Below are 20911 nucleotides of genomic sequence, written 5' to 3'. Positions count from 1 at the left end.
TCGGCTGAGCCGATTCAAACCTGCGATTTATCGATTTGTACCGTTGTCGACCGCCATCGAGTATGTGGCCACACGACAACAACAAGAAGGATCCACCATGACTGCCCGTTTTCAGAACCCCGTCGATACCCGCTTCGGCTGGGGCAGCCTGCAAGACCTCGCCGCCATCACCGAGCAACAGCGCGTCGCCCTCGTAACCTTCCCTGAAGCCCGAGGGCTGGGCTTGGTGGACCGTTTGCAACGCTTGCTCGGCGAACGTCTGATCTACATTGTCGAAGACGTCCAGCCCAACCCCGACGTCGGCCATCTGCGCAGCACTTACGAGCATTTCTGGCAGCACGCCGGCGAATGTGACGTGGTACTCGCCGTGGGTGGCGGCAGCGCCATCGACACCGCCAAAGCGTTGATCGTCGGCACCGAATCCGGGCATTTCGATGAACTGTTGGCGCTGCTGGCGGCCGGCAAACCGTTCACCCCGGCACGCTGCAAACAGTTGATCGCCGCGCCGACCACCGCCGGCACCGGCAGCGAAGTCACGCCGTGGGCGACGATCTGGGACAGCGCCAGCCAGAAGAAATACTCGCTGCACCTGGATTGCACCTGGCCGCGCGTGGCGATTATTGATCCGCAATTGATGCTCACCGTGCCGGCCAGCGTCACCGTGTCCACCGGTCTCGATGCGTTGTCCCACGCGCTGGAAGCGATCTGGAACGTCAACGCCAACCCGGTCTCCGACACTTTCGCCATTTCTGCGATTGAGGACATTCTCGAATGCCTGCCCCGTTTGCACAAAGACCTGTCGAGCCAAGAGTTGCGCACGCGCATGGCACTGGCCGCACTCAAGGCCGGGCTGGCGTTTTCCAACACCAAAACCGCGCTGGCGCATTCGATTTCCTATGAGATGACCTTGCGCCACGGCTTGCCCCACGGCATCGCCTGCTCTTTCACCCTGCCGTTGGTGCTCGGCTTGGCTTGGGGTCATGACGCAACACGTGACCGCGTCCTGCAACGGGTATTCGGCGAAGATCTGCTCACTGCGCAACAGCAATTGCGCGAGTTCCTGCACAGCCTCGGGGTGAAGACCGAGTTTGCCGATTACGGCGTCTCGGCCAAGGACGCCGAAGACATCATCCACCTCGCGATGCAGGGCGCGCGCGGCAAGAACTTCATCGGTTCACAAGCCGCCTGACCTCGCCCGCAACCTGAACGACCCAAGCACAGCCGGCGGCGTACAACGCCGCGGTGATTTCCTGCCGCACCAAAAAAGAGTGCACCCGCCGACGACAAACGGCGGGAACCCACAACAATAAGGAAAAGATCATGAATCGTGCCGAAACAATGCCTGGTCTCGCCGTCCGTTCTGCCTCGTTCCGGGTCGCCCAGTGGCGCATGCTGCTGGCGGCGATGTTCTGTTACCTGTTTTTCTACACCGGTCGGCAGACCTTCGGTTTTGCCATTCCGGGGATTCAGGCCGAGTTCGGTTTGAGCAAGGAAACCCTCGGCTGGGCCTCTGCGGCGATGCTCTGGGCCTACGCGATTGGTCAGGCAATCAACGGCAACCTCGCCGACAAGTTCGGTGGCCGGCGCATCATGACCCTCGGCGCAGTGCTGTCCTGCGCGGCGAACTGGGTGACCAGTTTTGCCGGCGGTTTCACCAGTTTGATCCTGCCGTGGGGCGTCAACGGCTACTTTCAGGCCTTGGGCTGGGCGCCGGGCGGTCGGTTGATTGCGAATTGGTGGGCGGCGGGCGAGCGCGGCAAGGTCTATGGTTTCTACACTTTCGCCGCCGGTTGCGCGTCGATTCTGTCGTACGTCACCTCCATCGTCGTGCTCGAAGTGCTGCAACTGGAATGGCGCTGGATCTTCCGTTTGCCGGTGCTGCTGATGCTCGCCGGCGGGATCATTTTCTATCTGGTTGCCCGCGAACGGCCGCAGGATCTGGGCTTCGAACCGGTAGGTGATACTGGCGTGGCCAACGCCGACGACAAACATCAGGAAGCCGCGCATGGCGAAGTCGAGTCCTCGGCTCAACGCTATAAAGCCGTGCTGAAAAATCCCCGGCTGCTGATCGCCGCGCTGTCACTGGGCTTTCAAAACGCGGCGCGCTACGGCTTGATCGTTTGGGTACCGGTGCACTTTCTCGGCGCTGACTGGAAAAGCGGTGACGGCATGATCGATCCGAAATGGATCACCGTCGCCCTCCCCGTCGGCATGGCAGTCGGTGCACTGAGCAACGGCTGGGTGTCGGACAAGTTGTTCGGCTCCAAGCGGTATCTGGCGATCATGCTCTACATGTTCCTCGGCGCCGCGACCAGCCTGTGGATGTGGAGCCTGCCGCCGCACAGCGTGATCGGCCTGGTGGCGTTGTTCCTTTGTGGCTTCTTCGTTTATGGCCCGGCGTCGAGTTTCTGGGCACTGTGCCCGGATCTGGTCGGTGCCAAACGCGCCGGTACGGCGACCGGGATCATGAATTTTTCGTCCTACCTGTTCGCCGGATTGGCCGAGCCACTGATCGGGCGTCTGCTTGACACCACGGCAAACACGTCTCTCATCTTCATAGTGGTCACCAGCGCCTGCCTGTGCAGCGCGGCAGTGGCCTTGTTCATTCGACGCTGACGGGGCTTGCATGTACCAGTATCACAAGTGGTTGCGTTCGTTCCATGCGGTGGCCAAGACCGGCAGTTTTACCCTTGCTGCCGAGTTTCTCAGCGTCGGTCAGCCGACCGTCAGCGAGCAGGTCAACGCGCTGGAAAACACCTTCTCGGTCGAGCTGTTCCATCGGCGTGGACGCTACATCGAGATGAGTGCAGCCGGACACAAGCTCTACGCCATCACCCAAGGCCTGTTCGGTCAGGAGGATGAGGCCGTGCAGCTGTTGCAGAGTTTCAAGCAGCGCAAGACCGGCATGTTGCGCCTCGGCGCAGTGTCGCCGCCGATTGCGATGAACCTGACGTATGAGCTGATGCAGCGCCACCCGGATATCGAACTGGAAACCTCGTTTTCTTCGGAAAAGGACACCCTGGCGCGGCTGTTCAACTTCGACATCGACGTGGCGATTCTGGCGCTTTCGGAATTCGATGAGCGCTTCCATACGCGGCTGTATCACCGTTATCCGATCATCGCTGTGGTGCGCGATGACCATCCGTGGGCCAGTCAGGCGCAGGTACACATCAACGAAATCAGCCGCGAAAAATGGGTGATGCGCGAGCAAAGTGCGCGCACCCGCCAACTGGTGGAAGAAAGCTGCAAGCGCCTCGACATCGAGCTCAATTGCGTCATGCAACTCAACAGCCGCGAAGCCATCGTGCACGCCATCGTCAAGGGCATCGGCATCGGGTTTGTCTCGGCCGTCGAGTACGCCGAAACACCCGGCACCACCCCGATCACCTTTGTCGGCCACCCGTTCTTTATCGAATACCACCTGTGCTGCCTCGGTATCCGCAGGAACCGGCCAGTAATTGCCGAACTGTTTGATGCGAATCCACCGCTGACCTGATCAGCACTGACCCTTGAACCGCCTACCTCATCACCGAGGGACGGTCCACGCTTACCTGAAAACGGAGATTGACCATGCAGTACCAACAACCGACTCACCTGCAAGCCGCGATCCTCGACTGGGCCGGCACCGTTGTCGATTTCGGCTCGTTTGCACCGACGCAGATATTCGTCGAGGCCTTTGCCGAGTTCGGCGTCGCCGTGTCGCTGGAAGAAGCGCGCGGGCCGATGGGCATGGGCAAGTGGGATCACATCCGCACCCTGTGCAACCTGCCGCAGATTGCCGAGCGTTATCGTGCGGCGTTCGACCGCTTGCCGAGCGATGACGATGTGACGGCGATCTACGAGCGCTTCATGCCGTTGCAAATCGAGAAAATCGCCCTGCATTCGGCGTTGATCCCGGGCGCACTCGAAGCCATTGCGGCGTTGCGCAACAAAGGTTTGAAAATCGGCTCGTGCTCCGGTTATCCGGCGGTGGTGATGGCCAAGGTCGTCGAACTGGCGCGGGAAAATGGCTACGTCGCTGATCATGTCGTCGCCACCGATGAGGTGCCGAATGGCCGGCCATATCCGGCGCAGGCATTGGCTAACGTGATTGCCTTGGGCATCGATGACGTGGCAGCTTGCGTCAAGGTCGACGACACCTGGCCGGGGATTCTCGAAGGGCGCGCCGCCGGTATGTGGACGGTGGCGTTGACCTGTTCCGGCAACGCACTGGGCCTGACCTATGAGCAATACAAGGCGTTGCCGTCGGATCGACTGGCAGAGGAACGTGCGCGGATCGGCAAGATGTTCGCGCCTTCACGTCCGCACTACCTGATCGAAACCATCGCCGAACTGCCTGAGGTCATCGACGACATCAACGCACGCCTGGCGCGCGGCGAAACCCCGCAAGCCTGCTGACGCATCCCCCTTACCCCTGATCGTTCCCACGCTCCGCGTGGGAATGCAGCCCGTGACGCTCCGCGTCACTGGACGCGGAGCGTCCCTAGAGGCATTACCACGCGGAGCGTGGGAACGATCAGTTCGCGGCATTGCCAAATCGCGGGCAAAAAAAAGCTGCCAAAACCGGCAGCAAAAACTTTAAGAACACGCGATGTATTGGCCTCAGCATAGACGCCGGATAATGACAGTGTCATGACAGCCGAAAATTCATTCAACCGCCCCTGCCCCGTCATCAGGATGTCATCAAGATCACGGCAGAATCCTCGCAAACCGTCTTGAGCCTCGCGACGGATGCTCTGCAAGGATTCCCATGAAAGACGACGCCTCGCTGTTTGCCGCCATCGACCTGGGTTCGAATGCCTTTCGCCTGATGATCGGCCAATCGGTGCGCTGTCGAAAGGGCTTGCAGATTCAGGAAGTGAAAACCTTGCGCGAACCGGTGCGTCTGGCCGAGGGTTTTGACGGCGGCGTGCTGGATGCGTTGGCACTGGATCGTGGCTGGCAGGCGTTGGCGCGGTTCGGTAAAAAACTGCGCGGTTTCGAGGCCGGCCGGGTTCGTGCGGTGGCGACCAGCGCCGTACGCGAGGCCGATAACGCGCAACTGTTTCTGGCCAGTGCCGAACGGCATCTGGGCTTTCCCATCGATGTCATTTGCGGCCATGAAGAGGCGCGGCTGGTCTATGCCGGCGTGACTCACGCCTTGCCGAGCGCCGCAGACATGCGCCTGGTGGTCGACATCGGTGGCGGCTCCACCGAGCTGATCCTCGGCCAGGGTTCACAGCCGTTGCTCACCGAAAGCATCGCCATCGGCAGCGGCACGCTGAGCACGCGGTTCTTTCGCGGCGGTGATCTGTCCGCCGGCGCGCTACAGGAAGCCGAACGCTTCGCCATCCTGCAGTTTGAAAGAGTTGCACGACGCTACCGTGCTCAGGGCTGGCAGCAGACCATCGGTTCCTCCGGCACCGCACGCATGCTCGCCAAAGTGCTCAAGGCCAATCGTCTCAACGACTTCGGTCAGGACGGCATCACCTACGGCGGGCTGCTGCGCCTGTCGCTGCTTTTGCTGAAAGTGAACAACGTGCACCAGCTCAAGCTCGCCGGCCTGCAACCCCATCGCCAAAGCATTCTGCCTGGTGGGCTGGTGTTGATGCTGGCGGCCTTCAAAGTGTTCGGCATTGCGCAGATGGTGCCCTCCGAACCGGGCCTGCGTTTAGGCGTGCTGCACGGTTTGATGAGCCAACACTAATCCTCGCCACGGCAGATTCGTCTCCCCTTCAGCGGCTCGATCGACTACCATGCCGCCGCCGGTTCCCGAACGGGAATAATAGGGAATCCGAGGTGCTTGCTCAGCACTGATCGGAACTGCCCCCGCAACTGTAGGTGCCGAGCCTGCTCCACGACTGCCACTGGGTGAATCCCGGGAAGGCCGGAGCCAGGCGATGACGCATCAGTCAGGAGACCTGCCGGCACAGTGACTACTAACCGGCGGGGTGTCCGGGAAGGACATCGTGCCGTGCGCGTCTTTGTTTGATGACCGGCCTTGCGCTGTTTTCCTGACCGCGTTCGATGGTGTGTTTCCAGACCGTACTCTCCCGCTCCCCGTACGGTTCCCTCGGAGACTGCCCCATGCTGCTGCCCCGCATCGCCACCCTCATCACCGGCCTGACCCTTGGCGCCTTGGCGCAGGCGGCCCCGACGGTGTATCCGCTGACGGTCGAGAACTGCGGCAGCACCCTGACCTTCCAACACGCACCGACGCGCACCGTGACCATCGGCCAGGCCGGCACGGAAATGCTCTACGCCATGGGCCTGGGCGACAAAGTCGTCGGCACCTCGCTGTGGTTCAACAATGTGCTGGCCAAGTACAAGCCGCAGGACGACAAGATCGAGCGTCTGGCCGATAACGAACCGAGTTTTGAAGCGGTCATCGGCAAGCGCCCGGAACTGGTCGCCGTGGAGCTGGAATGGATGGTCGGCCCGCAAGGCGCGGTCGGCACCCGCGAGCAGTTTCATGAATTGAAGATTCCGACGTACCTGCTGCCCTCCGATTGCGAAGCCAAGGACAACCTCGTTGGCGCCGACGGCACGCGGCTGGCACCGTTTCGCATCGATACGATTTACAAAAGCGTGAGCCAACTGGCGCAAATCTTTGATGTGCAGGATCGCGGGCAGCAGCTCAATGATCAGCTCAAGGCCAGCCTCGCCAAATCCATCGCCACCGCCCAGGGCAAACAGCTCAAGGACGCCAGCGCACTGGTCTGGTTCTCCAGCGCCGAAATGGACATCGAGCCGTTTGTGGCCGGGCACAAAGGCATTCCCGATTTCATGCTCAGCACCCTCGGCGTGCGCAACGTGGTGGAGTCCGATGAAGAGTGGCCAACGGTTGGCTGGGAAACCATCGCCAAGGCCAACCCGACCTTCCTGGTCATCGCGCGCATGGATCGTCGACGCTTTCCCGCCGACGACTATGAAAAGAAACTTGCCTTCCTGCGCAGCGACCCGGTGACGCGCAACATGGACGCGGTGAAACACAACCGCATCATCATTCTCGACGCCATGGCCATGCAGGCCAGCCTGCGCATGTTCGACGGCATCGAGCAACTGGCCACGGCCATCAACGGCTATGACCTGTCGCAATGAGTGCCAGCCTGATCCGCACGCTGCTGGCCCTGGCGACACTGTTGATGGCAGTGGTCGCTGGCGTGGCCATCGGTGAAACCTCGATTGAACCGGGCGTGGTCGTGCAAGTGCTGGCGAACAAATTGTGGGGCGCCGGGTACGCGCTGGATCCTATCGACGAAGGCATCGTCTGGAACTATCGCCTGACCCGCGCACTGGTCGCGGCCGCATGCGGTGCCGGACTGGCGACGTGCGGGGTGATTTTGCAGTCGCTGTTGCGCAACCCGCTGGCCGATCCCTATCTGCTGGGGATTTCTGCCGGCGCTTCGACCGGTGCGGTGATGGTGGCGTTACTCGGTGTTGGCGCCGGTATCATCTCCTTGTCAGTCGGTGCCTTCGCCGGTGCAGTCACGGCGTTCGTGCTGGTAATTGTGCTGGCGCGGGTCAGCGGCTCGGCCAGTGGCACCGGGCAGATCATTCTCGCAGGGATCGCCGGCTCGCAGCTGTTCAATGCGCTGACGGCGTTTCTGATTACCCGCTCGGCCAGTTCCGAACAGGCGCGCGGCATCATGTTCTGGCTGCTGGGTAATCTTGGCGGGGTGCGCTGGCCATCGGTGTGGCTGGCAGTGCCGGTGGCCGTGGCGGGATTGGTCGTGTGTCTGTGGCATCGGCGGGCGCTGGATGCGTTTACCTTTGGCGCCGATTCCGCTGCGTCCCTGGGAATACCGGTGCGGCGCGTACAGATTTTGCTGATTGGTTGTGCGGCGCTGGTGACGGCGGTGATGGTGTCGATTGTCGGTTCGATCGGTTTTGTCGGGTTGGTAATTCCCCACGCCGCGCGGCTGTTGCTCGGCACCGGGCATGCTCGGCTGTTGCCGGCCAGTGCGTTGGGTGGCGCGGTGTTTCTGATTGCCGCTGACGTGTTGTCACGCACCTTGATCAAGGGTCAGGTGATTCCCGTCGGGGTGATTACCGCACTGGTCGGGGCGCCGGTGTTTGCCCTGATTCTGGTGGGTCGGAGATCGGCGCGATGAGCAGTGTTCTGAGTTGCGCCGGGTTGACCTTCAAGGTACGCGGCGCCGAGTTGCTCAACGGTGTCAGCCTTGAGGTTCAGCGCGGCGAAACCCTGGGCATCGTCGGACCGAATGGCTCGGGCAAATCCACCCTGTTGAAGTTGCTGGCCGGGCTACGTGAACCGAGCGCTGGCGAGGTCCTGCTCGAAGGTCAGCGCCTGGGCATAATGGCCCGGCGCAGCATTGCGCAAAAGCTTGCGGTGGTCGAACAACAGGCCGACACCGATGACGGCATCCGCGTCTTCGATGCGGTGGCGCTGGGACGCACCCCTTGGTTGTCGGCGCTGCAACCGTGGTCGCAGGTGGACGACGCCATCGTTGAGCAGGCGTTGACTGACGTTGACGCGATGCACCTGCGCACCCGTCTCTGGCGCAGTCTGTCCGGCGGCGAGCGACAACGGGTACACATCGCTCGGGCACTGGCGCAGCGACCGCAAATCCTGTTGCTGGACGAGCCGGCCAACCACCTCGACATTCAGCATCAACTGACCATTCTCAACGTGGTGCAAGCGTTGCCGGTGACCACGCTGATCGCTCTGCACGATCTTAATCAGGCGTTGAAATGCGATCGTCTGGCGGTGCTGGAGCGCGGGCGACTGGTGGCGTTGGGCGAACCCTTGACGGTGCTGACACCGCAGCGCTTACAGGAGACGTTCGGGGTCAGGGCGCACTATTTGACGGACCCGTTTGATGGGGCGCAGATTCTTCGATTCCACTCATGACGGCGTGCATGTGCGTGGTCTGCCAGACCGGGTCAGCGTCGACGTCAATAATCTCGAAACCCTGCCGTTGCCAAAACGCGATGGCCCCCGGCAGAAACGGATGGGTGTGCAGGTAGATCACCTCAACTCCGTCGGCGAGTGCCAGTTCCTTGAGTGATCGATACAGCGCGCCGGCCAGCCCTGAGCGGCGCTGCGATGGCAAGACAAACAGACGGACGATTTCCACCACTTTAACGTCCGGATAGAGCAAGTGCGGGAAGCGCCGGTCATAGGCGAGATAGCCGATGGAGGCAACGATCTGCCCTTCGTGGCGAGCGATCAGAAAGCGCCCTGCCCCACGCAGATAAACCTCGGCAAAACGCGCCAGATCATCAGGCATGCCGGTCGCGCTGAGCTTGGGGAAAAGCTCGGCACGGGCCTTTAGTACAAAATCAAGAACTTCAGGAATGTCGGCGTCGGAAACAGCCTGGATAACGGGTTGATCACTCATGTAGCGGCAAACACCTGGACTGCGGCTGGGCACAGTAGCAACAGCCTCCCGGCGATGCCATGAGAATTCCCGTTTCTGAGAATACATACACACCCCCTGTAGGAGTGAGCCTGCTCGCGATAGCGGTGTGTCAGTCACCGATGATTTGACTGACACACCGCTATCGCGAGCAGGCTCACTCCTACAAGGGGTTGTGTGCATTCAGGTGATTCAGGTGTTACGCCAGCTCTTTGCGCAGCTGGCGGGCGGCGGTGACCATGTGCACCAGCGCCGCTTCGGTCTCCGGCCAGCCACGGGTTTTCAAACCGCAATCCGGGTTGACCCACAGCCGCTCGGCAGGAATGCGCTTGGCGGCCTTGCGCAACAGGTTGGCCATTTCCGAAGCGTCCGGAATGCGTGGTGAGTGGATGTCATAGACGCCCGGGCCAATTTCGTTCGGGTAAGCGAAAGCTTCGAAGGCATCCAGCAGTTCCATGTCCGAACGCGAGGTTTCGATGGTGATCACGTCGGCATCCATCGCCGCAATCGATTCGATCACATCGTTGAATTCGCTGTAGCACATGTGCGTATGGATCTGGGTTTCGTCACGCACACCAGAGGCGCACAGACGGAACACTTCGGTCGCCCAGTCCAGATAATGCTGCCACTGCGCCTGACGCAACGGCAGGCCTTCACGGAATGCTGCTTCGTCGATCTGCACGATCTTGATGCCGGCGGCTTCCAGATCGATCACTTCGTCACGGATTGCCAGCGCCAGTTGCCGAGCCTGTACCTCACGGCTGACGTCTTCACGCGGGAACGACCACATCAGCATGGTCACCGGGCCGGTCAGCATGCCTTTCATGACCTTGTCAGTCAGGCCCTGGGCGTAGCGGATCCACTCGACCGTCATGGCTTTCGGACGACTGAGGTCGCCGAAAATCACCGCCGGTTTCACGCAGCGCGAACCGTAACTTTGTACCCAGCCGAAACGGGTGAACACGTAGCCGTCGAGTTGCTCGGCGAAGTATTCGACCATATCGTTGCGTTCGGCTTCACCGTGCACCAGCACATCGAGGCCCAAACGCTCCTGGATTTCCACCGCATGGCGAATTTCGCTGTGCATGGCTTCGGTATATTCGGCCAGGGTCAGTTTGCCTTGCTTGAACGATTGGCGCGCGAGGCGGATCGATGCAGTTTGCGGGAACGAACCGATGGTCGTGGTCGGGAACAGCGGCAGATCCAGGCCAGCGCGCTGCTTGGCAATGCGCTTGGCAAACAGTGATTGACGCTGGCTGTCCTTGGCGGTGATTGCCGCCACCCGAGCCTGAACGGCAGGCTTGTGAATACGTGGCGACGCCGCGCGGGCGGCCTGCACCGAACGGCTCTCGGTCAGTGCACGCAGGACTTGCGGCGCTTCGGGCTGGTTGACAGCCTGAGCCAGCACAGCCACTTCTTCGCACTTCTGTACGGCAAAGGCCAGCCAGCTTTTCAGCTCGGCATCGAGTTTGTCCTCACGACCGAGATCCACCGGGCTGTGCAATAGCGAACAGGACGGCGCAACCCACAGGCGATCACCGAGACGCTCATGTGCGTGCTGCAAAGTCGCCAAGGCACTTTCCAGATCGCAGCGCCAGACGTTACGGCCATTGACCACGCCCAGGGACAACACTTTATAAGCCGGCAAGCGATCAAGAATGGTCGGGTATTGCTCCGGTGCGCGCACCAGATCAATGTGCAAACCGTCGACCGGCAGGTTGGCGGCCAGGCCAAGGTTTTCTTCCAGGCCACCGAAGTAAGTCGCCAGCAGCTTCTTCAGCGGATCGCGCTGGATCTGGTTGTAGGCACGCTCGAAAGCGTTCTTCCATTCTTGCGGCAGATCGAGCACCAGAATCGGCTCGTCGATCTGCACCCACTCCACGCCTTGAGCGGCGAGACGCGCGAAAATCTGCCCGTACAGCGGCAGCAGGCGATCAAGCAGTTCCAGCTTGTCGAACTCGGCGCCCTTGGCCTTGCCCAGCCACAAATAAGTCAGCGGGCCGATGATCACCGGTTTGACATTGTGACCCAGTGCGCGAGCTTCTTCGACTTCTTCAAAGAGTTGATCCCAACCCAACTGAAACTGTTGATCCGCGCTGAATTCAGGGACCAGGTAGTGATAGTTGGTGTCGAACCACTTGGTCATTTCCTGAGCGTGTGCCCCGCCGCAGCAACTGTCGCTGACGCCTCGGGCCATGCCGAACAGGGTGTGCAGGTTGGTTTTGCCGTCGTGCGGACGGAAGCGCTCAGGGATCACACCGAACATCAGCGAGTGGGTCAGCACCTGGTCGTACCAGGCGAAATCACCAACCGGCAGCAACTCGATGCCGGCGTTTTTCTGCAAGTCCCAATGGGCCTTGCGCAGTTCGCGACCCACTTCACGCAGGCCGGCCTCGTTCAGTTCTCCTTTCCAGAACGCCTCTTGCGCTTTCTTCAGTTCGCGGTCGCGACCGATGCGCGGAAATCCAAGGGAATGGGCCAGTGCCATAACAAACAACTCCAATGTCTTGTTGATGGTGGCCATTGTCGGCATCGGTCGTTAGTGAGACAAACTCAATTTAATCTTGATCAACACAAGTTTCCCTCATGATCAAATGATCACAGCCAGACGCCTGAAAGCACTCCAGAGCTGAGCGAGCGCCCGACGGCTGAACAGTTTTTGCAGCAGGAAATTTCTCGGCAATTCAAGCTGTTCGTCGCCATGAAGACGCCCTTTGAAAACTCGATGACGCCTCCGTATAAACGCACCCGAAAGTACCCCGGCAGGTCTTTGATTTCGATCTATCGTTAGATCGAAATGGCTGAATTGGCGACCGACTAAAGGTTGCGACAGCCGATGTCTGAGCCTATGTTGCACGCGAGTCTTTTCCCCGCGAACGGAACGCGATCAACACCACAAAGAGGTGAAGAAATGTCAAAGGAATCACGCCCTGCCGTACTTGGGCTGATCGGCAATACTCCACTGGTTCAAGTCACCCGCTTCGACACCGGGCCTTGCACGCTGTTTCTCAAACTCGAGTCGCAGAACCCCGGTGGTTCGATCAAGGACCGCATCGGTCTGGCCATGATCGACGCCGCTGAGCGCGATGGTCGCCTGCAACCCGGCGGCACGATTGTCGAAGCCACCGCCGGCAACACCGGCCTGGGCCTGGCACTGGTTGGCCGCGCCAAAGGCTACCGCGTGGTGCTGGTGGTACCGGACAAAATGTCTACCGAGAAAGTCCTGCACTTGAAGGCCATGGGCGCCGAAGTACACATCACCCGCTCCGACGTCGGCAAGGGTCATCCCGAGTATTACCAGGACGTCGCCGCCCGTTTGGCGAAAGACATTCCCGGCGCATTCTTCGCCGACCAGTTCAACAACCCGGCCAACCCGCTGGCCCACGAGTGCAGCACCGCGCCGGAGATCTGGGCGCAGACCGAACATGATCTGGACGCCATCGTCGTCGGTGTCGGTTCGGCGGGCACGCTGACGGGCCTGAGCCGTTTCTTCAAACGTGTGCAACCGGATCTGGAAATGGTCCTGGCCGACCCGGTCGGTTCGGTGATGGCGCAATACAGTCGCGACGGCTCCCTGCCGACGCCCGGCTCATGGGCGGTGGAAGGCATCGGTGAAGATTTCATTCCGTCGATCACTGACCTCTCCAGCGTGCGCCACGCCTACTCCATCAGCGATGAGGAAAGCTTCGATCACGCCCGCCAGTTGCTCAAGGCTGAAGGCATTCTCGGTGGCTCGTCGACCGGCACCCTGCTCGCTGCGGCGTTGCGTTATTGCCGCGAACAGACCGAGCCGAAACGTGTGGTGAGTTTTGTCTGCGACACCGGCACGCGCTATCTGTCGAAGGTCTACAACGATCAGTGGATGACCGATCAAGGCCTGCTGCAGCGCAAGGGCTACGGCGATTTGCGCGACCTGATCGCCCGGCGTTTCGAGGACGGCCGCGTGATCAGCGTCGGCCCCGACGACACCCTGCTGACCGCGTTCCAGCGCATGCGTCTGGCGGATGTTTCGCAATTGCCGGTGCTGGTTGAAGGCAAGCAACTGGTCGGCGTGATTGACGAATCCGACATCCTGTTGCCGGTGCACGAAGATGCGGCCCGCTTCAGCCAATCGGTGTCCAGCGTGATGACCGACAAGCTGCAGACCCTCGCGCCCGGCGCCAGCCTCGCTGAACTGGAATCGGTGCTCAGCCGTGGCCTCGTCGCCATCATTGCCGATACATCAGGCTTCCATGGCCTGATCACCCGCACCGACATGCTCAACCAATTACGGAGATCCCTCGCATGAGTCAGCACGACGATAAATCCCAAGGCTTCGCGACCCGGGTGATCCATGCCGGGCAGGCGCCGGATCCGACCACCGGCGCGCTGATGCCGCCGATCTACGCCAACTCCACCTACCTGCAAGACAGCCCCGGCGTGCACAAGGGTTTCGATTACGGCCGCTCGCACAACCCGACGCGTTTTGCCTTGGAACGCTGCGTGGCGGACCTGGAAGGCGGCACCCAGGCGTTTGCCTTTGCTTCCGGGCTGGCAACGATTTCCACGGTGCTCGAACTGATCGATGCCGGTTCGCACGTCATCTCCGGCAATGACTTGTACGGCGGTACGTTCCGCCTGTTCGACAAGGTCCGTCAGCGCAGTGCCGGACACCGTTTCAGCTACGTCGATCTGACTGACCTGGCGGCGTTCGAAGCGGCGCTGCAGGACGACACACGCCTGGTGATTGTCGAGTCACCGACCAACCCACTGCTGAGCCTGTCGGACCTCGCCGCTATCGCCCGTATCTGCCGTGCACGCGGGATCATCAGCGTGGCCGACAACACCTTTGCCAGCCCGTATATCCAGCGGCCGCTGGAGTTGGGTTTCGACATCGTGCTGCACTCGACCACCAAGTATTTGAACGGCCACTCCGATGTGATCGGTGGTATCGCCGTGGTCGGCCAGAACCAAGAACTGGCCGAGAAGCTGGGCTTCTTGCAGAACGCGGTCGGTGCGATTACCGGGCCGTTCGATGCGTTCCTGACCTTGCGCGGGGTGAAAACCCTGGCGTTGCGCATGGAGCGTCATTGCAGCAACGCACTGGAACTGGCGCAGTGGCTGGAGCAGCAGCCGCAGGTCAAACGCGTCTACTATCCGGGGCTGGCCTCGCATCCACAGCATGAGTTGGCCAAGCGCCAGATGCGCGGTTTCGGCGGGATGATTTCCGTGGATCTGAACAGTGATCTGGCTGGCGCGCGGCGCTTCCTCGAGAACGTGAAGATCTTTGCCCTGGCGGAAAGCCTCGGCGGCGTGGAAAGCCTGATCGAGCATCCGGCAATCATGACCCATGCGACCATTCCGGCTGATACCCGGGCGAAACTGGGAATTGGCGATGGTCTGGTGCGTCTGTCGGTGGGCGTTGAAGACGTCGAAGACCTGCGCGCCGATCTGGCGCAGGCGCTGCAATCGATCTGACCTTGCAGGAACGACAAAGCCCGCACGACGCGGGCTTTGGTGTTCGAGTAGGCGGCCAGTGCTGGTCTCTGGCTTACAAGGTTTATCGGGCTTCCCACAGTACCGGGCCAAATTGAAAAGGTACGGCCTCGGCTGCTTCACACGGCATAAGGGCTGGATCTCAGCGCGGAGATCTTTCTAACCGTGTACCTTTCGGAGCGCGCCCCACGCCCCCTTGCTATCCGATTGCGCATCAGTCTGCGTCTTCGCCTACATCTTTGAGCCTAGCAAAGGCTCGCCGGCTTGTTTCTCTGTTTTTAGACTGAATTCAACTTTGCCCGTCGGGTGAAGGAAAAGAAACGCCTAACGCCCGTCGATCCCCCCGCCCTACCGCGTCCAGACGGCGATCTATACTGGATCAGTTCGATACTGATTACGTCGACACCCGTGCGCCTGACGGTGCGCCCGTGCCTTCCGCCAACCAGACTGACCCGAGCCGATGAGTCGACGCGCAAGCGCCTGTGCGGCGCACGAAGCGTTTTCGCCGAGCGGCTGCCGGGACGTGGAGAAAATCATGAAATACAGGTTTTTGTCAGGCGTGGTTATTGCTGTCACGGCCGCTGTAGTGATGCCCGGTGCCTGGGCGGGACAGCCGCAGGCAGTGGCTTCGGATGGTGCGGATCATGTTGGCGCTCCTGCCGTAGCCTCTGACGGTTCCGACCATGTTGGTGCGGGGGCAGTAGCTTCCGATGGCGCCGATCATGTCGGGGCCGGTGCAGTGGCTTCCGACGGTGCTGATCATGTCGGGGCCGGGGCGGTCGCTTCCGACGGGGCCGATCATGTCGGGGCCGGTGCAGTGGCTTCCGATGGTGCCGATCATGTCGGGGCCGGTGCAGTAGCTTCCGACGGTGCCGATCATGTCGGGGCCGGTGCAGTGGCTTCCGATGGTGCCGATCATGTCGGGGCCGGTGCAGTGGCTTCCGATGGCGCCGATCATGTCGGGGCCGGGGCGGTCGCTTCCGACGGTGCCGATCATGTCGGTGCTGGCGCTCTTGCTTCAGATGGCGCCGATCGTACCGGCGTCAACCGGTTTGCCTATTCTCGTGTCGGCGTTGGCTCTGATCGCGTCGCCTCCGCGTTGATGACGGGCAGCTATTCCGACCAGTTCAACAGTCCCCAGTAATCTTCCCGCGGCCCAACGGGCGGCTCCAGCGAGCCGTCTGTTGCGCTCCGCACTAGCACATTTGTGCTAATCGACCGCCCTGTCGCCTGGCGTTATATTCCCCCGCAACCCCCGATGTTCCCCAACGTTGCCTGTGTGCAGCGTGCGGGATCGTTGTGCCTGGAAATCAGAACAACACCAAGGAAGAAACACCATGAAAACCCTGATCGCAACACTCACCCTCAGCGCCCTGTTCCTCACTGGCTGCGCCACGCCGAAACAATGGGAAGCCACCGGCGGCAGCAAAAACGATGGCGTCGTCCAGGTTTCCTATGAGCTGGGCCAGTTCGAAAGCGGCCAGACCAGCGCCGAACAAGGCCTGACCGTCGCCGCGCAACGCTGCAAGACCTGGGGCTACAAAAATGCCGAGGTCACCGGCTCGGAGAAAAACATCTGCCGCACCATGGGGCAATACAACTGCCTGCAGACCACCATCACCCAGGATTACCTGTGCAAACGCTGAGCACGCATTAACTTGTAGGAGCTGTCGAGTGCAACGAGGCTGCGATCTTTTGATCCTGATCCTGAAAATGAAGATCAAAAGATCGCAGCGTGCCGTAGCTCCTACAGGGGTTGGATTTGCGGTCGGCGATCGCGCAGGGCTCGTAGGGTCGCGCGCAGTTCGGCCGGGCGCACCGGTTTGGACAGGATGGCGATGTCGCGGTCGTGCAGGGCCGCCTGGATTTTCTCGACGTCGTGCCCGGTGATGATCATCGCCGGTACTGCCCAGCCCCTCCGCCTGCGTACGCCGTCGATACATTCGATGCCGGTGGCATGAGTGCCGAGGTCATAGTCGGCGACGATGATGTCGCAGTCGGTGACCAGATCCTGAGCCGTCAACTCGGCCTGAACCACACAGCCCCAACGCTCCAGCAACGCTGAAGTCGCCAGTAGCACGTTACGATCATCCTCCACCAGACACACCTTCAACCCGGTCAGCAGACCGACCTGACGTGCTTCATCACGATTGACCGTTACCCGCGGCGGCACAGTGATTGGCAAGCCGTACAAAGTCACCGCCGTTCCCCGCCCGAGCCGCGAGCGCAGGGCAACGTTCACACCGATCAACTCACCCAATCGCTTGACGATCGACAGCCCCAACCCCACGCCTTCGACGTCTTTGTCGCGCACTTGGCGCACCCGATAAAACTCTTCGAACACCTTGGCCAGATGTTCTTCGGCGATACCGTTGCCGCGGTCATAAATCACGATGGCCAGCCCCGCTCCGCGCCGGCGCACGCCGATCAGCACCGGCCGATGCGCGCCATATTTGAAACAGTTGGAAAGCACGTTCTGCACCATGGTCGCCAGCAACGCCGGATCGGTTTGCACCCAATACTCACAGGGGCGCAAACGCAACTCCACTCCGGCCCAACGCGCCGCTTCGGCGTTCTGGCGAATCAGCTCCGCCAACCATTGCCCTAAATTGAAAGCCTGCAGTTTTGGCAGCACCCGACCGTTATCGAGGGTGTACAGGTCAAGGATCGAACGAAACAACTGCGAGACGTTGAGCAGCGAACGGTCAATATTGTCGACCAGACGCCGCTCCTCCTCACCCAATCGCGACTCACGCAGACACGCGGTAAACAGACCGATGGAATGAATCGGCTGGCGCAGATCATGACTGGCCTGGGCGAGAAACCGCGATTTTTCCAGATTCGCCGCGACGGCTTCTTCGGAGGCTTTACGTGTGCGCTCCAGCAGCAGATGCGCATAGAACGGGATCACCGTGCTGGTGATCATCAGCATCAACACCATGAACGGCTGCGCCTGCCATACCGGGGTCAGGCGATAAACACACAGCAATGCCAGCAAGGCCAATGCCGTGGCAATCGCCAGATAGCGCGAGCCATAGCGCATGCCATTGCCGAGGTTGACCCAGATGATCACCGCATACAGCGGCAATGCCGCCTCGCCACCGACCACCAGACCAAAGCAGGTGCCGGTGTAATCGTGGACCATGGCGAAAATCCGTCGCGCCGGATAATGCCCCGGCCAGCGCGCAATCGCCTGACGCAAGCCGATCGAGGCCAGCAGAAATACAGTGATGTAGGTGACCACCGGCAGATAAGTATCGAAGCGCTGGCCCGGCAAAAAACCCAGTATCAGCATATAAACAACGGCGATACCGGCGATGATGATGCGCAGGTTGGCCTGGTCGAGTTCGGTGTTTTTCTCGAACTTCATGGTTAAACGTCCTTGTGCGGCAATCGTCAGAATCAGCAGGAACCTACAGGCACCCCTTGCGCTCGGTGCTAATGTGCAGGCCTTGAGCAACGCCTGACCCAGGGAGGGTCACGCCATGACATGCCGAATTATCATAGCCGACGATCACCCGTTGTTTCGCGAGGCGATGCTGCGCACGGTGCAGCGTTTGCTGCCCGCAGCCGTTATCGACGAAGCCGGTGATCTCGACGCGGTGCTGGCGCTGCTGCCTCTGGGAGATGAGCCGGACACCTTGATTCTCGACCTGCGTTTCCCCGGCCTCACCTGTGTCAGCCAGCTCGGCGAACTGCGTCGGCGCCTGCCGCGCACCACGTTGATCGTGGTGTCGATGGTCGATGATGAGTCGTTGATCAGCGAAGTCATGGCCGTCGGGATCGACGGTTTCATCGGCAAGAACATTGCCCCCGATGAAATCGGCCAAGCGATTCTGGCGATTCGTGAAGGTGAAGTACTGGTGAAATTTGCGCCGTCGGGCCTGCTGCCGCTGGAAACCGGCGCCGCTCTCACGCCTCGTCAACAGGACGTGTTGCGCTTGATTGCCCAAGGCAAGACCAACAAGGAAATCGCCCGCGAACTGGATATCTCACCGTTCACGGTGCGCATTCATGTGTCTTCCTTGCTGCGCACGCTGAACGTGCCCTCACGGGCCGCAGCGGCGGTGAAATACACGGGCACTTTGTAGGAGCTGCCGAAGGCTCGGGCCGCGTTCGGACGATCTTTTGACTTTGTTTTTTAAAAGACGAGATCAATAGATCGCAGCCTTCGGCAGCTCCTACACGGGGCGGTGTGTTATGGGTCGACTTGCGCCATCAGCTCGGGCACCGATTCCGGGCGCTTGGCGTAGCGCTGCGCCAGCACCGCACAGACCATCAACTGAATCTGATGGAACAGCATCAGCGGCAGGATCAGCACGCCGATGGTGCTGCCGGCAAACAACACCTGCGCCATCGGCACACCGGTGGCCAGGCTCTTTTTCGAGCCGCAGAACAGAATGGTGATGCGGTCTTCCTGGCTGAAGCCGAACGCCTTGCCGAGCATCGTCGACGCCAGCAGCACCAGCGCCAAAAGAATGCAGCAGACCACCACCAGCCCCAACAACTCGACCAGCGGAATCTGATGCCAGATACCTTCGTTGACCGCCTCGCTGAACGCACCGTACACCACCAGCAGAATCGAACCCTGGTCGACGAACTTCAGCCAGTTCTTGTTGCGCCCGACCCACGCGCCGATCCAGCGGCGGGCGATCTGCCCGGCAATGAATGGCAGGAGCAATTGCACGCTGATCTTCAGGATCGCATCCAGCGTCGAACCACCGTCACCGTGTACATCAAGCAGCAGTGTCACCAGCAACGGCGTGAGGAAAATCCCGAACAGGCTCGAGGCCGCCGCGCTGCAAATTGCTGCCGGAATGTTGCCTCGCGCCAACGAAGTGAAGGCAATCGCCGATTGTACCGTGGCCGGCAATGCGCAGAGGTAAAGCATGCCCATGTATAGCTTGTCGCCGATCAACGGCGACAGCAGCGGCTTGAGCGCCAGACCCAGAATCGGGAACAGCACGAAGGTCAGGCCGAACACCAGCAAATGCAGTCGCCAGTGACCGGCGCCGGCGATTATCGATTCGCGGGACAGCTTGGCGCCGTGCAGGAAAAAAAGCAGCGCGATGGCGATGTTGGTCAGCCAGCCGAAGCAGACCGCGACCTGACCGCTGGCCGGCAGGAAACTGGCGAGCAGCACGACGGCGATCAATGTCAGGGTGAAGTTGTCGGGGAGGAATCGTGGGCGCGTCATGGTTTACTCATCCGGGGGTTGCCAGTACGTGACAGCGACTCTAACGTGACTGCAAATTACCGACTAACGCCGAAGATCCTCCAGATGCCGCCAAAAGGACACGACAAAAGCGTCAGACGCAGTATTCCCGGACTTCCCGGCTTGCCGCGTCCGCTGTACGGACGCACCGAATCGCTGCCAAATCGTGCGCTGACCCGCCGCCACAGTCACCCGTGGGTGCAATTGTCCTATGCGATCCAGGGCGTACTCGAAGTGCAGACCAGCGCCGGGCGCTTCGTCGCGCCACCCGAGCGCGCAGTGTGGATTCCCGCCGGTGTGCCGCATCGGGTGTTCAGTTCGCCGCACACCGAGATGCGCAGCCTGTACATCGATTGCAGCGTCGCCGGTTGGGCGATCGAGCGTTGCCATGTGCTGGGCGTCAGCGATTTGCTCAGGGAGCTGATCCGCGCCTTCAGTCAGGTGCCGGTGGAATATGACCAGAGCGGTGCGCACGGGCGACTCGCGCAGGTGATCCTCGACCAGTTGGCCGAAGCACCGCAGATCGACCTGATGCTGCCGCTGCCACAAGACGCCCGCCTGAAGCAGATCTATCAGAGCCTGGAGCAACATCCGGAACAGCAGACCACGCTCAGCCACTGGAGCGAAAAATTCGGCGTCACCGAGAAAACCCTCACCCGTCTGTTTCTGCGCGACACCGGCCTGACCTTTCGTGCCTGGCGTCAACGCTTGCGCCTGCTCGGTGCGCTGACACCCTTGGAGCGTGGCGAGCGCGTCACGGATGTGGCGTTGGCGTGCGGATATGACTCGACTTCGGCATTCATTTCAGCCTTCCGTCAGCAGTTTGGAGAGACGCCGGGGGAGTTTTTCCGCTGAATAA

At 60.9% G+C, this 20911-nt stretch carries 19 protein-coding genes and 1 riboswitch; of the genes, 13 read left to right on the top strand and 6 right to left on the bottom strand.

Annotation, left to right across the window (positions count from 1 at the left end):
* The first annotated feature begins 97 nt into the window (after positions 1–97).
* From psrA to phnX, 4 genes are all read left to right on the top strand, one after another.
* A complete protein-coding gene (gene psrA, locus ACIPIZ_RS06570) occupies positions 98–1189 on the top strand; it encodes an iron-containing alcohol dehydrogenase PsrA (RefSeq protein WP_401164618.1) in 1092 nt (363 codons plus the stop codon).
* A 131-nt stretch (positions 1190–1320) separates the two neighbouring features.
* Positions 1321–2616: an MFS transporter gene (locus tag ACIPIZ_RS06565; RefSeq protein WP_110720946.1), complete on the top strand. Its 1296-nt coding sequence runs from the start codon at positions 1321–1323 to the stop codon at positions 2614–2616.
* Between the two features lie 10 nt (positions 2617–2626).
* Positions 2627–3496 carry a LysR substrate-binding domain-containing protein gene (locus ACIPIZ_RS06560; protein ID WP_064392990.1) on the top strand — a complete coding sequence of 290 codons (870 nt, stop codon included), beginning with the start codon at positions 2627–2629 and terminating at the stop codon, positions 3494–3496.
* A gap of 74 nt (positions 3497–3570) precedes the next feature.
* Entirely contained in the window at positions 3571–4398 is an 828-nt protein-coding gene (gene phnX, locus ACIPIZ_RS06555; protein WP_064392991.1) for a phosphonoacetaldehyde hydrolase, read from the top strand.
* Between the two features lie 65 nt (positions 4399–4463).
* Here the strand turns inward: phnX and ACIPIZ_RS06550 are convergent, their stop codons facing one another.
* Positions 4464–4742 (bottom strand): hypothetical protein, encoded by a 279-nt coding sequence (locus tag ACIPIZ_RS06550; protein ID WP_146117521.1) that lies wholly within the window; start codon positions 4740–4742, stop codon positions 4464–4466.
* An 8-nt stretch (positions 4743–4750) separates the two neighbouring features.
* Here ACIPIZ_RS06550 and ACIPIZ_RS06545 point away from each other — a divergent pair, with 8 nt between their 5' ends.
* The 4 genes from ACIPIZ_RS06545 (at position 4751) to ACIPIZ_RS06530 (ending at position 8854) form a co-directional block, all read left to right on the top strand.
* Complete coding sequence (locus ACIPIZ_RS06545; protein ID WP_401164615.1) at positions 4751–5686, top strand: Ppx/GppA family phosphatase; 936 nt, start codon at positions 4751–4753, stop codon at positions 5684–5686.
* Positions 5687–5728: 42 nt separating this feature from the next.
* Positions 5729–5923, top strand: a riboswitch (cobalamin riboswitch).
* A gap of 143 nt (positions 5924–6066) precedes the next feature.
* Positions 6067–7080: an ABC transporter substrate-binding protein gene (locus ACIPIZ_RS06540; RefSeq protein WP_064392993.1), complete on the top strand. Its 1014-nt coding sequence runs from the start codon at positions 6067–6069 to the stop codon at positions 7078–7080.
* Positions 7081–7088: 8 nt separating this feature from the next.
* Complete coding sequence (locus ACIPIZ_RS06535) at positions 7089–8093, top strand: iron ABC transporter permease (protein WP_177330988.1); 1005 nt, start codon at positions 7089–7091, stop codon at positions 8091–8093.
* Positions 8090–8854 (top strand): ABC transporter ATP-binding protein, encoded by a 765-nt coding sequence (locus ACIPIZ_RS06530; protein WP_150647349.1) that lies wholly within the window; start codon positions 8090–8092, stop codon positions 8852–8854. Before ACIPIZ_RS06535 ends, ACIPIZ_RS06530 begins: the two co-directional genes overlap by 4 nt.
* Here the strand turns inward: ACIPIZ_RS06530 and ACIPIZ_RS06525 are convergent.
* Positions 8793–9344 carry a GNAT family N-acetyltransferase gene (locus ACIPIZ_RS06525; protein WP_401164612.1) on the bottom strand — a complete coding sequence of 184 codons (552 nt, stop codon included), beginning with the start codon at positions 9342–9344 and terminating at the stop codon, positions 8793–8795. The genes ACIPIZ_RS06530 and ACIPIZ_RS06525 overlap by 62 nt on opposite strands.
* Before the next feature lie 217 nt (positions 9345–9561).
* On the bottom strand, positions 9562–11850 hold the full coding sequence (gene metE, locus ACIPIZ_RS06520; RefSeq protein ID WP_122854406.1) for a 5-methyltetrahydropteroyltriglutamate--homocysteine S-methyltransferase: 2289 nt from the start codon (positions 11848–11850) through the stop codon (positions 9562–9564).
* Positions 11851–12273: 423 nt separating this feature from the next.
* Here metE and ACIPIZ_RS06515 point away from each other — a divergent pair, with 423 nt between their 5' ends.
* Both ACIPIZ_RS06515 and ACIPIZ_RS06510 read left to right on the top strand, forming a co-directional pair.
* Positions 12274–13650: a pyridoxal-phosphate dependent enzyme gene (locus tag ACIPIZ_RS06515; RefSeq protein ID WP_122660907.1), complete on the top strand. Its 1377-nt coding sequence runs from the start codon at positions 12274–12276 to the stop codon at positions 13648–13650.
* The gene (locus tag ACIPIZ_RS06510; RefSeq protein ID WP_105705022.1) at positions 13647–14819 is read left to right on the top strand and encodes a cystathionine gamma-synthase; all 1173 of its coding nucleotides are present in this window, start codon (positions 13647–13649) and stop codon (positions 14817–14819) included. The genes ACIPIZ_RS06515 and ACIPIZ_RS06510 overlap by 4 nt, the downstream gene beginning before the upstream one ends.
* A 571-nt stretch (positions 14820–15390) precedes the next feature.
* Here ACIPIZ_RS06510 and ACIPIZ_RS06505 read toward each other — a convergent pair.
* Entirely contained in the window at positions 15391–15834 is a 444-nt protein-coding gene (locus tag ACIPIZ_RS06505; RefSeq protein ID WP_401164610.1) for a hypothetical protein, read from the bottom strand.
* 340 nt (positions 15835–16174) lie between these two features.
* Between ACIPIZ_RS06505 and yecR the strand changes: the two genes are divergently transcribed.
* A complete protein-coding gene (yecR, locus tag ACIPIZ_RS06500) occupies positions 16175–16483 on the top strand; it encodes a YecR family lipoprotein (protein WP_007918065.1) in 309 nt (102 codons plus the stop codon).
* Between the two features lie 101 nt (positions 16484–16584).
* Here yecR and ACIPIZ_RS06495 read toward each other — a convergent pair whose 3' ends face one another.
* Positions 16585–18207 carry a hybrid sensor histidine kinase/response regulator gene (locus ACIPIZ_RS06495; protein ID WP_401164607.1) on the bottom strand — a complete coding sequence of 541 codons (1623 nt, stop codon included), beginning with the start codon at positions 18205–18207 and terminating at the stop codon, positions 16585–16587.
* Between the two features lie 115 nt (positions 18208–18322).
* On the opposite strand from ACIPIZ_RS06495, the gene ACIPIZ_RS06490 reads away from it, so the two are divergent.
* Positions 18323–18928 carry a response regulator transcription factor gene (locus ACIPIZ_RS06490; RefSeq protein WP_064393001.1) on the top strand — a complete coding sequence of 202 codons (606 nt, stop codon included), beginning with the start codon at positions 18323–18325 and terminating at the stop codon, positions 18926–18928.
* A 107-nt stretch (positions 18929–19035) separates the two neighbouring features.
* Here the strand turns inward: ACIPIZ_RS06490 and ACIPIZ_RS06485 are convergent, their stop codons facing one another.
* Complete coding sequence (locus tag ACIPIZ_RS06485) at positions 19036–20034, bottom strand: bile acid:sodium symporter family protein (protein WP_401164605.1); 999 nt, start codon at positions 20032–20034, stop codon at positions 19036–19038.
* A gap of 84 nt (positions 20035–20118) precedes the next feature.
* Between ACIPIZ_RS06485 and ACIPIZ_RS06480 the strand changes: the two genes are divergently transcribed.
* Positions 20119–20907 carry an AraC family transcriptional regulator gene (locus ACIPIZ_RS06480; protein ID WP_401164603.1) on the top strand — a complete coding sequence of 263 codons (789 nt, stop codon included), beginning with the start codon at positions 20119–20121 and terminating at the stop codon, positions 20905–20907.
* Positions 20908–20911 lie beyond the last annotated feature (4 nt).

It is taken from the genome of Pseudomonas sp. NPDC087690 (assembly GCF_044743175.1).
Classification (GTDB): Bacteria; Pseudomonadota; Gammaproteobacteria; order Pseudomonadales; family Pseudomonadaceae; genus Aquipseudomonas.
Note: the sequence above shows the minus strand (reverse complement) of the source record. Positions and strands in the feature narration are given on the sequence as shown.

Coding starts and splice junctions, on each gene's coding strand:
- psrA (WP_401164618.1), top strand. CDS start 98: ATGACTGCCCGTTTTCAGAACCCCGTCGATACCCGCTTCGGCTGGGGC.
- ACIPIZ_RS06565 (WP_110720946.1), top strand. CDS start 1,321: ATGAATCGTGCCGAAACAATGCCTGGTCTCGCCGTCCGTTCTGCCTCG.
- ACIPIZ_RS06560 (WP_064392990.1), top strand. CDS start 2,627: ATGTACCAGTATCACAAGTGGTTGCGTTCGTTCCATGCGGTGGCCAAG.
- phnX (WP_064392991.1), top strand. CDS start 3,571: ATGCAGTACCAACAACCGACTCACCTGCAAGCCGCGATCCTCGACTGG.
- ACIPIZ_RS06545 (WP_401164615.1), top strand. CDS start 4,751: ATGAAAGACGACGCCTCGCTGTTTGCCGCCATCGACCTGGGTTCGAAT.
- ACIPIZ_RS06540 (WP_064392993.1), top strand. CDS start 6,067: ATGCTGCTGCCCCGCATCGCCACCCTCATCACCGGCCTGACCCTTGGC.
- ACIPIZ_RS06530 (WP_150647349.1), top strand. CDS start 8,090: ATGAGCAGTGTTCTGAGTTGCGCCGGGTTGACCTTCAAGGTACGCGGC.
- ACIPIZ_RS06525 (WP_401164612.1), bottom strand. CDS start 9,344: ATGAGTGATCAACCCGTTATCCAGGCTGTTTCCGACGCCGACATTCCT.
- metE (WP_122854406.1), bottom strand. CDS start 11,850: ATGGCACTGGCCCATTCCCTTGGATTTCCGCGCATCGGTCGCGACCGC.
- ACIPIZ_RS06515 (WP_122660907.1), top strand. CDS start 12,274: ATGTCAAAGGAATCACGCCCTGCCGTACTTGGGCTGATCGGCAATACT.
- ACIPIZ_RS06510 (WP_105705022.1), top strand. CDS start 13,647: ATGAGTCAGCACGACGATAAATCCCAAGGCTTCGCGACCCGGGTGATC.
- ACIPIZ_RS06505 (WP_401164610.1), bottom strand. CDS start 15,834: ATGATCGGCACCGTCGGAAGCGACCGCCCCGGCCCCGACATGATCGGC.
- yecR (WP_007918065.1), top strand. CDS start 16,175: ATGAAAACCCTGATCGCAACACTCACCCTCAGCGCCCTGTTCCTCACT.
- ACIPIZ_RS06495 (WP_401164607.1), bottom strand. CDS start 18,207: ATGAAGTTCGAGAAAAACACCGAACTCGACCAGGCCAACCTGCGCATC.
- ACIPIZ_RS06490 (WP_064393001.1), top strand. CDS start 18,323: ATGACATGCCGAATTATCATAGCCGACGATCACCCGTTGTTTCGCGAG.
- ACIPIZ_RS06485 (WP_401164605.1), bottom strand. CDS start 20,034: ATGACGCGCCCACGATTCCTCCCCGACAACTTCACCCTGACATTGATC.
- ACIPIZ_RS06480 (WP_401164603.1), top strand. CDS start 20,119: ATGCCGCCAAAAGGACACGACAAAAGCGTCAGACGCAGTATTCCCGGA.